The organism is Desulfococcus sp. (genome assembly GCF_050178255.1).
Classification (GTDB): Bacteria; Desulfobacterota; Desulfobacteria; order Desulfobacterales; family Desulfococcaceae; genus Desulfococcus; species Desulfococcus multivorans.
Window position 1 is genome coordinate 1 of sequence record NZ_JBFXGG010000112.1, and the last position, 9270, is coordinate 9270.

At 59.6% G+C, this 9270-nt stretch carries 7 protein-coding genes and 2 pseudogenes; all 9 read right to left on the bottom strand.

All coding sequences use genetic code 11. The features are described from left to right. A pseudogene (locus AB7S84_RS14590) lies at positions 1 to 412 on the bottom strand (hypothetical protein); the annotation flags it as partial. 320 nt (positions 413 to 732) lie between these two features. After that, positions 733 to 1161: a response regulator gene (locus tag AB7S84_RS14595; protein ID WP_428155330.1), complete on the bottom strand. Its 429-nt coding sequence runs from the start codon at positions 1159 to 1161 to the stop codon at positions 733 to 735. Between the two features lie 206 nt (positions 1162 to 1367). After that, on the bottom strand, positions 1368 to 2045 hold the full coding sequence (locus AB7S84_RS14600) for a histidine kinase A domain protein (protein WP_020878268.1): 678 nt from the start codon (positions 2043 to 2045) through the stop codon (positions 1368 to 1370). A gap of 9 nt (positions 2046 to 2054) precedes the next feature. After that, positions 2055 to 2408 (bottom strand): response regulator, encoded by a 354-nt coding sequence (locus tag AB7S84_RS14605; RefSeq protein ID WP_020878267.1) that lies wholly within the window; start codon positions 2406 to 2408, stop codon positions 2055 to 2057. Then, positions 2405 to 4153 carry a sensor histidine kinase gene (locus AB7S84_RS14610; RefSeq protein ID WP_234979118.1) on the bottom strand — a complete coding sequence of 583 codons (1749 nt, stop codon included), beginning with the start codon at positions 4151 to 4153 and terminating at the stop codon, positions 2405 to 2407. Before AB7S84_RS14610 ends, AB7S84_RS14605 begins: the two co-directional genes overlap by 4 nt. Positions 4154 to 4274: 121 nt before the next feature. After that, complete coding sequence (locus AB7S84_RS14615; RefSeq protein ID WP_020878265.1) at positions 4275 to 5507, bottom strand: response regulator; 1233 nt, start codon at positions 5505 to 5507, stop codon at positions 4275 to 4277. Between the two features lie 24 nt (positions 5508 to 5531). Next, on the bottom strand, positions 5532 to 7658 hold the full coding sequence (locus AB7S84_RS14620; RefSeq protein WP_428155334.1) for a SulP family inorganic anion transporter: 2127 nt from the start codon (positions 7656 to 7658) through the stop codon (positions 5532 to 5534). A gap of 18 nt (positions 7659 to 7676) precedes the next feature. Further along, a complete protein-coding gene (locus tag AB7S84_RS14625) occupies positions 7677 to 8261 on the bottom strand; it encodes a TetR/AcrR family transcriptional regulator (protein ID WP_040416412.1) in 585 nt (194 codons plus the stop codon). 215 nt (positions 8262 to 8476) lie between these two features. Further along, positions 8477 to 9270 (bottom strand): annotated as a pseudogene (locus tag AB7S84_RS14630) (hypothetical protein); the annotation flags it as partial.

Below are 9270 nucleotides of genomic sequence, written 5' to 3' on the forward strand. Positions count from 1 at the left end.
CGCCAGGACCGTCGCCGCCGTTGCCGGTGCCGTCGCCCGGGCCATTGCCGTTACCCGCCAGAATCAGTGCGGCTGCGTCGCTCGCGGAGCAGTCTCCGGGGCCGTTTCCGGTGCCGTCGCCAGGACCGTCGCCGCCGTTGCCGGTGCCGTCGCCCGGGCCATTGCCGTTACCCGCCAGAATCAGTGCGGCTGCGTCGCTCGCGGAGCAGTCTCCGGGGCCGTTTCCGGTGCCGTCGCCAGGACCATTGCCGCCGTTGCCGGTGCCGTCGCCCGGGCCGTGGCCGTTACCCGCCAGTATAATGGAACCGGCGCCTGCGGCATTGTTGCCCGGAACATCCGCTGCCGCGGCCGATATCGTTGTCGCCATGAAGATTGTCATAACTGCCAATGTCGCTTTTGCCGTCATTTTCATTGTTTACTCCTGAGGTTGTTTCGTGTCCGATGCATGTCGGTTTCAATTGTCGAGGGCCGGCTTCGGCATCCGTGTGTATTGGCGTTGTCCTGCCGGGATGGCGATTGTCCGTGACCCTCGAGTGTTCCTTTTCCAAACGGCCGTTTGTTTTAAAATGTTATCAACAATCGTGCCAAACATGATCGGTATGAATTACAGGAGGTTGCGAAAATGAGTAGGCCCGCTGTGTCGACAAACGGCGCAAGGCGTCGACAATATTGTCGACGCCCGGCCGGACACAGCAGGGTAGGGGACCGGCCGACAGGCCGGATGAGGGGAGGTTACATTCCGAAGCGCTTCAACGCGTCGATTACGGCTTCTTTTTCCTTTTTTTCGACGATCATGATCTTTTCGGCGTGGGCGTTCTTGATTTTTCGGCTCAGGGTTTCCAGGTCGGCCGGCTTCTCGATGAAGTCCGTGGCGCCCAGTTTGATGGCCTCGACACCCTTTTCCACGGTGGCGTGCCCGGTGAGGAGGATGATCTGGGCCTCGGGCTGGATATCCTTGATGGCCTTCAGGGCTTCGATGCCGTCCATCCCGGGCATCTGTAGATCCAGGATGATGGCGTCGTAGGCGCCCTTCTTGATCATGCCCAGGGCTTCCTTGGCGGACATGGAGGTGGAGACCTCAAACCCCCGTGCCTCCATTCTTTCAGTCATGACATCCAGAAAATCCTTTTCGTCGTCGATCAGCAGAATATTTTCCGGCATGGTATATCTCCTTTGTTGAGGTAAGCATTCAACTTTTGGTATTTATGGGTCGGCACTTCTTTCCGGTCACCGTCATGAAAGTCGAAAGTTGAGCAAAAATTTTTGACGGCACCGCGGCACATCCCATATTTTTGTTATGACGCAATTTTCATAATTTGCAAACCCCGATCTTGAACTTTCGGCCGGTTTCCATCTTTCAGAGCCGTTCATCCGGCGGCATCTTCTGAAAAGCGCTTTTCCGGCAGGGTGAGGACCAGGGTCCGTCCGTCAGCCGCCACGGTCACTCCGGCGCCGAGGTATGCCGTCAACAGGGCCTCGACGCCGTCGCCGAATTTGTGCGACACCATATCCATGTCCTCGATCTCGGCGAACCGGACCTGGGCGCCGTCGGGGATCTTCCGGAAGGAAACGCTGAGCTCCGGCGTTTTCGGGGCGGCATCCATGGCGGTTTCCATGCAGCACCAGAGGAGATTCAGCAGCGCGAAAGGGTTTGTGGTGATCTGCACCGGCGATGTCGGCGGGCTGATATTGATGTTCTTGCCCCGGTTGGCGGCCAGCCGCCGCGTCAACGCCGCCATGAGGGCCAGGTTTTCCGAAAGGTCCACGCCGGCGACGGGATCGTCCACCTTGTGGGCGAAGCGGTTCAGGTCTCTGACGACGTCGTCCGCTCTGGCCACCCGCTCCAGCACCTTGTCGGCGATGCTGTCGAGTCGCCCCGGATCCAGGGGCCGCCCTTTTTGGGCCATCAGGATCAGGTCCTTCAAGAGGCCGGCGTTTTCGTTGATCACGGCGAGCCCGTTCTTGATTTCATGGGAGACCGTCGCGGATATCTTTCCGAAAAACCGGGTTCCCGCCTCGCCGATGGTGTTGGGGTCGGTATGCATATCGTCTCCTCAGGTCTTCAGGATCTCGTTCATCCTGGCAATCAACTGGTCGATCTGGATCGGCTTCACGAGGTAAACGGCCCCATCGACGGCGCCCCTGCGGTAATCCTCCTCCGATCCGTGTCCGGTCAGGAAAATAAACTTGATGTTGGGATATTTTCGTTTCAGGCGATCCCGCAGCTCGAGGCCGGAGGTTCTGGGCATTTTCACATCGAGAATCGCCAGGTCGTAGGGCACGGTTTCGGCGGATTTGAGCGCGTCCTTCGCATTGGTGAACCAATGGGCCTCGATCCCACGGATCTCCAGCCGCTCCGCCAGGGTCGAGACCAGTTCTATTTCGTCGTCAACCAGCAAAATGTTCACTTGGGATTCTCCTTTTTGGGTTGAGCATCCACGGGCAGGCGCACGATGAAACACGTCCCCACGCCTTCCTCGCTTTCCACGTCGATCTGCCCGCCGATCTCCTTGACCAGGTTATAGGTGATGGAAAGACCGAGCCCGGTGCCCCCTTTCTGGGTTTTGGTGGAAAAAAACGGCTCGAACACCCGCCGAAGATCGGCCTCGGAGATGCCGCACCCGTCGTCCTTTACGGAGACCACCACCTCCCGGGCAGCGTTCAGGACCGCTGAAATCTCGAGATGCCCGCCGTCCTCCATGGCCGCGAAGGAGTTGTTGATAAGGTTCAGGAAGATCTGCTGCAGCTTCCCGCGGTCGCTTTCGATGAGCGGCACCGCGTCCTGCACGGCAACGGTGACGTCGATGGAGCGATACTCGGCCTCCTTCCCGGTAAAACTCAACACCTCCCGGAGCAGCTCCCCCACGTCGATCTTCTGGAGCATTACGTCGGACTGGCGTGAGAAGCCCAGGAGCCGTTTGGTGATGGTGCCGCAGCGTTCGACGGACGCGATGATCGCGTCGATGGTCCGGATCAGGCGGGGATCGTCGGCATATTCTTTCTTATAGCAGAAAAGATCTTTGATCAACCCCGCCTTTTCGTTGATGATGGCCAGCGGGTTGTTGATCTCGTGGGCGATCCCGGCGGCCAGGCGCCCGATGGAGGCCATTTTGCTGCCGTATTCGAGCTGGTGAAGGCTCATGAGACGCTTCTGGTCGGTGACGTAGAGATTGTTCACCAGATAGGTGGCCACCCCCAGGATGACGAGGAGGATGATGGTGATGCTGGCCACCAGGAACCCGATCAGCTGAAGCCGCGTCTGGTGCCAGGATTTCATCATCGCGCGCTTCAGCTTGACGATGACGAGGATGAACGGCGTGTTGGGGATGTAGGCGTAGCCGAAGATGATGGGCTCGCCTTTGACGTCCTGGATTTCATGCACCTCGGTGCGGTCCGAATACGCCGGCACCGGCAGGGAGAAGGGTTCAAGAACCTTGCCGTGGTACCGGCTCGGCGTCTGGAGAATGCCGTGGTCGTTGATCATGAAGGCGTCCCCCCGGCCGCTCAACTCCAGTTCGGAGAGGAGCAGGATGAAACGATAGGTGTCCAGGGACGAGCGAAGGATGTAGAAATCGCCGTCGGGCAGATCGTATTTCACGGCGATGACGAGATGGGGGACGTTCCGGAATCCCAGGAAGACGTCGCTGATGTAAATGCCGCTTTCAACCACCTTCCGGAACCAGGACTGGTCGCTGTAGTCCTTTCCCTTGAGGTTGTAAGGACCGACATAGGCGCGCTGGAGGCCGGCGGCATCGATGACCCCCATGTCCTCGAACCCGCCGCCGAATCCCTTCTGAAGGTCTCTCAGAATTCTGGCGAGGTTCGATTCGTCCATGAGGGATTCGAAGGTGTTGTTGTGGACCAGGAAATCGAGGGCTGATTTGCGCTCGTCCAGGAAAAAGGAGATGCTGCGCTTGGTGTTGGAGACGCTTCTGGCGGTTGTGAGGAGGATCTCCGACTCGATGGACGACTGGGTGACGTTGTAGTCGATGAGCGTAATGGCGATGAGGGGCAACAGCGTCACCCCGGCGGTGAGGGCCACGGTCAGCTTCCAGATCCGGCGGAAGTTGAACATGTGCTTGAACGGGCCCTGGGTGTGGACCGGAAGGTTCCAGAAGGCGGGTTTCCATTTTTCGAACAGGGTTCGCATCATCTCTTTATCCTCGCAGGACGTCGGGTCCCGCCGCCCCGCGTCGATACGTCATTGGGGGGCGGGGTCCGGATAATGTCCGCCCCTGACGGGGCGGACGGATGCCTGGGGCGGTCGGGCCGCTTCAGGAACGGTCCCTGGATCGGGCCCGCTCCCGCATCTTGGCGTTGGCGGCCTTGAGGGTTTCACTCAGCACATCGATGTTGACGGGCTTCTGGAGATAGGCGAATGCCCCCAGCTCCATACAGAGCTGTTTGTCCGCGTCGCTGCCGTGGCCCGTCAGGATGATGACCTCGATCTCCGGCCGCGTCTGCTTGACGCGGCGGAGCACCTCGATGCCGTCGATGCCCGGCATCTTGAGGTCGAGGATCATCACCTCCGGATCGTCCTCCCGCACGATGTCCAGGGCCGATTCACCGTCGTAGGCAACGGCCGAGCCCATATCCCGCATCATCAGGCGCTCCGAAAGGGTCTGCACGAACTCCCGCTCGTCGTCCACCAGCAGCACCTTGGAGGGGACCTCGAAATCGAACCGGCGATAGATGTCCGTCTGGTGGAAGTCCTTTCCCGTCTCGGTCTGCACCTTTTGGACCCCGGGGACCTTCTGCACGATGCTCTTGAGTTCCTCCTCGAGCCGGTGCAGCATCAAGACGAACTTGTTGATGGTCAGGACGACCACGCCCTCCCTGGCACGAACCCCCACGCTGTGGCCCTCCCGGGCCAGGGCCGCCTCGACCTCGGCGGCCAGGCGAAAGTCCGCCACGGCCTTTTGGGAACGCTCCGTCCGCTTCAGCACCTCGCTCCCGACGTTGTCGACGATGAGGGCCGCCGCGTCGGCGGCGTCGGTCTTGTCCGTGGGCACCAGGATGTCGTAGAGGACGGGATCCCAGGGGTCGTCCTTGTCAAAAAGCATCTTGACCCATGCGGCGCAGTCTTCGTCGCTTTTGCGGATGAGGTTCAGGGCCTCCTTCTCGGAGACGGCTTTTGTCTCCCGAAGTCTGGCCACACGGCTGCGGATGTCCGCAATCAGGCACACCGGCATGACATGATTGATGGATCGGGGGATCAGAAGCCCGGAAAATCCGGTGATCAGAAGATCGTCGTCCGCCAGGATCTCGGCGAGGGCCATGCGGAGATGGGCCACGGCCCGCTCCTTTTCATGGGTGAACCGATTGAAAAGCGAGGTTTTCGCAGAAAAGGCGCTGCGGATCTTTCCCTCCGACATGTCGGAAAGACCGGCGGCCCGACCGATGATATCGTTTTCCTCGATTTTCCGATAACCGGTCCGCGTCTCGACCTCGCGGATCACCGCCGCTTCGTTGCAGTATTCTCCGCTGAACAATGTAATGACAGGCATGGGGTTTCCTCCTTGATTCTCGTATTATGCGATGCGACAGACGGTGGTGAGCGGACATGTGGTCTCCATCGCACCCGTGTGGGTTTGGCCGTGGACGGCGCAAATGGCCTTTTCCATGGTGGGATAGACGTGATCCCGCCCGATCTTGTTGATCAGGTGGGTTCGCTCCAACACCGCCATGACCGATTCGTTCACACCGCTGAGGGAGATGTCCACGCCGCCGCTCCTGACGGTATCCACCAGAATGGACAGGATTTCCTCCCCCGAGGCGTCCATGTCGTTGATGCCGTTGGCGACGATGATGATGTGTTTCAAATTCTTCTGTTGCTGCAGCCGATCGTTGATCTTGTCCTCCAGATAGCTGGCGTTGGCGAAGAAGAGTGGGCCGTCGAACCGCACCAGGTCGACATACTCGCACCGTTGGAGGCCGTGGGCCACCGCGTCCCTGAGCCCTTCGTCGTCGTGTCGGGAAAGGGAGGTCACGGTAGGCCGCATCATTTTATACAAAAAGACGATGATCGACAAGACCACACCCACCATAATCCCCTTGTCCAGATGGGGCGCGAAGGCGAGGGTGCAGAGAAAGGACAGGATGGATATGGCGCCGTCGTACCACTGGGCGTGCCAGGCATGGATGAAGCCGGAGACATTGATGAGGCCGATGACGGCCATCATGATGACGGCGGCGAGGACCGATTGGGGCAGATGATACAGGAGCGGGGTGAAGAAGAGCAGCACGATGACGACGGCAAAGCTTGTAAAAAGACTGGAAAGCCCCGTCACGGCCCCGGACTGGAGGTTGACCGCGGACCTCGAGAAGGAGCCCGAGGTGGGATAGCTTTTTCCCACGGCGCCCAGGATATTGCCGAGGCCCTGCCCGATCAGTTCCTGGTTGGGATCCAGGCGCTGGCCGGTTTTGGCGGCCATGGCCTTGGCGATGGAGATGGCCTCCATGAACCCGAGAAGGGAAATGATGGCGGCGAAGGGAAGCATCCGCATCATGACGCCGAAATCGATTCTGGGGACCGAAAGGGAGGGAAGCCCCTTGGGAATGCTGCCCACCACCGCGCCGCCGCCCATCATCAGAAGCTGTTCGGGGTCGAGAAGACTGTTGCCGATTTTGACCCGCCAGATGCGGCCGTCTCCGGTTTCACCTGCCGGAAGGGTGCCTTTGGGATAGAAAAGGAGGGAACCGTCGGGCTGGGGCGCTCCTTCGAAGAGATAGGCGCGTATGCGTTCACGGTATTGATGGGACTGGTTGCCGAGGCGTTCCATGTTGAGGTTGACGACGCCCAGATCGTGTTCGACGTCCAGGAGTTTCAGCTCGTCCCGGCTTGCTTTGGCCGCCTCCATCTCCTGGGTCAGCCGGGTCCGCTCTTCCGCCTTCAGGGGGATCTCGGAAACGATGCTGTTGAATGCCGCGATATCCGTGCGGGCCTCTGGGGACATGAGGGCGTCCAGCCGCGCATGGGTGTTGTGCTCGAAGCCGATGGCCCAGGCGATGACGGTGGTGAGCGCCACCGCCACCAGAACGTTGGGGACCTTGGGGGCCAGCTTTTTGAGGCCGTACATGATGACGAAGGCAGCCGCGCCCATGATGAGGGTCGGCCAGTGGGTGTAGTGGGCGGCGGCCTGGCACACCCGGATGATGGTTTCGTAGTGGTGTTCCGCACTGTCCACGGTGACGCCGAACATCTTGGAGAGCTGCGACGACGCGATGATGATGGCCGCCGCGTTGGTGAAACCGTTCACCACCGGATGGGACAGGAAATTGACCACGAGCCCCAGCCGGAGGATGCCCAGAGAGAGCTGGAACAGTCCCACCATGAGCGCCAGAAGAACGGCATAGGCGATATAGGCCTCACTGCCGGCGGTCGCCAGGGGTGCCAGTGACGCCGACGTCATCAAGGAGACCACGGCCACCGGCCCCGTCGCCAACTGACGGCTGGAGCCGAAGAGTGCCGCCGTCATCGGCGGCAGGAACGAGGCGTACAGCCCGTAATAGGACGGCAGCCCGGCCAGCTGGGCATAGGCCATGGACTGGGGGATCAGGACCAGGGCGACGGTCAATCCCGAGATGACGTCCGCCTTGAAATCCTCCCCGCGATAGGATTTGAACCAACCGATGAAAGGTAAAACCTTTTCGATCATTACTCCTCCCTGCAATTATCATGTTTGTTTTTTCAGCATGTTTCTGCACAATTCGATCAGATTGTTGTACAGAGCCCCTGCGTTATATAATTGGTACGTTTTGAACCGTACCACTCCGTCGACCATGGCAAGCAGGATGAGGGCGGTCTTGTGCGACGAGACCTCCCGGATGGAGCCGTCGGCCTTGCCTCTTCGAATCGCCCGTTCAAAAATGTCAACGAAACAGTTGTAGATCACTTCGAGATGCCGGCGGCAGACCGGATTGACTTCGGCCAGACGATAGGGATGATTGCGGTGGAGGAGCATGAACCACTCTTCCCGCAGTCCCGCCATATAAAGAAAAAACGAAACGACGCCTTCCACCATCTCCAGGCCCGATTCAAAGATCTTTTCGTTGAAATAGTCGTCGAAGGCCTTGAGCAGACCGTCTTTCGTCTTTTCGAGCACGGCGAGGAACAGCTCTTCCTTGTTGCTGAAATGATAAAAAATCGTGGCGCCGGCAATATCCGTCATCTCGGCCAGCTCCGCCATGGAGGTGCCGTTGAATCCTTTCCGGGCGAACAGCTTGGTCCCGGCCACGAGGATGGCTTCTTTTTTGGTCATGATCTCCTCTTCGACTGACAACAGGCGTATACTGATCATTCAATCAGCCTGACTGATTAAACAGTCAGTTTTTAAACGCACTATAATTCTCAGCGTTAATCTCGTCAAGGGAAAATTGAACTTTCGGTTTTTCACGGGCGAGACTGAGGGTAAAACAGGCTGAAAGGGCATAAACCCTTCGATTCTCGCCCATGCACCCCTTCAGCCTTCAGTCTTCACTTAGCTTCCAGCGCCAGCCCCGCGGACGCGGCGTTTTTTCCGGATTTCGCCTCGGGCGGTCCTGCGGAGACACGTTCCCCGGGTATGCCGTTCTCGCCGGTGAGGGCCTTGACCACGGCTGTCGCCCGTTCCGCGGCGAGGTTTTCCAGGGCTTTCGGTTCCAGGGGCTCTGCTTCCACCAGGCGCTCGAAAATCGTCTTGGCCGCCCTGCCCGGATCCGGGGACTGTGTTTTCTCGGCGGCGTCGAGCTCCTCTTCCAGTTGATCCGAGGCCTCGTCGCCGAATCGTTCCTCAAACCATTTCTCGAGAGTCTTCCGTACCCGAGGGTTGCTGAAATCGACGGGACCGGGATCCTCGCCGGGCTTCAAGGGAGTCTGCCGTTTTTCAGCCAGAGTCCTTCGAACCCGGCGTTCCCGCAATACCCGACCATCCGCCTGTGCGTCATAGCGGCCCGTCACGACGACCTGAAGCTGAGGCCGCTGCTTCAGCGCCTCACGCAGTTTGTCGAGTTTCTCCCGTTCAGGAGGAGAAGGGGCTGCACTTCCGGGCTCAAAGGCCACTGCCTCAAGGCTTTCGCCCTCTATGCCCAAAAGAGCCCCCAGGGCCCGGAAGGGAGCGGTGGCGATTTTGGTGATCAGGTTGGTGAAGGCCTTCCAGATGATGCCCCCGAAACTGAATTGAGGGTCGTTGAGGTTCCCGCGGACCGGCAGCCCGATGTCGATGACGCCGTTGGCATCCTGAAGCAGGGCCACGGCCAGGTCCAGGGGCAGGCTGGCGGCATCGGGGCTCT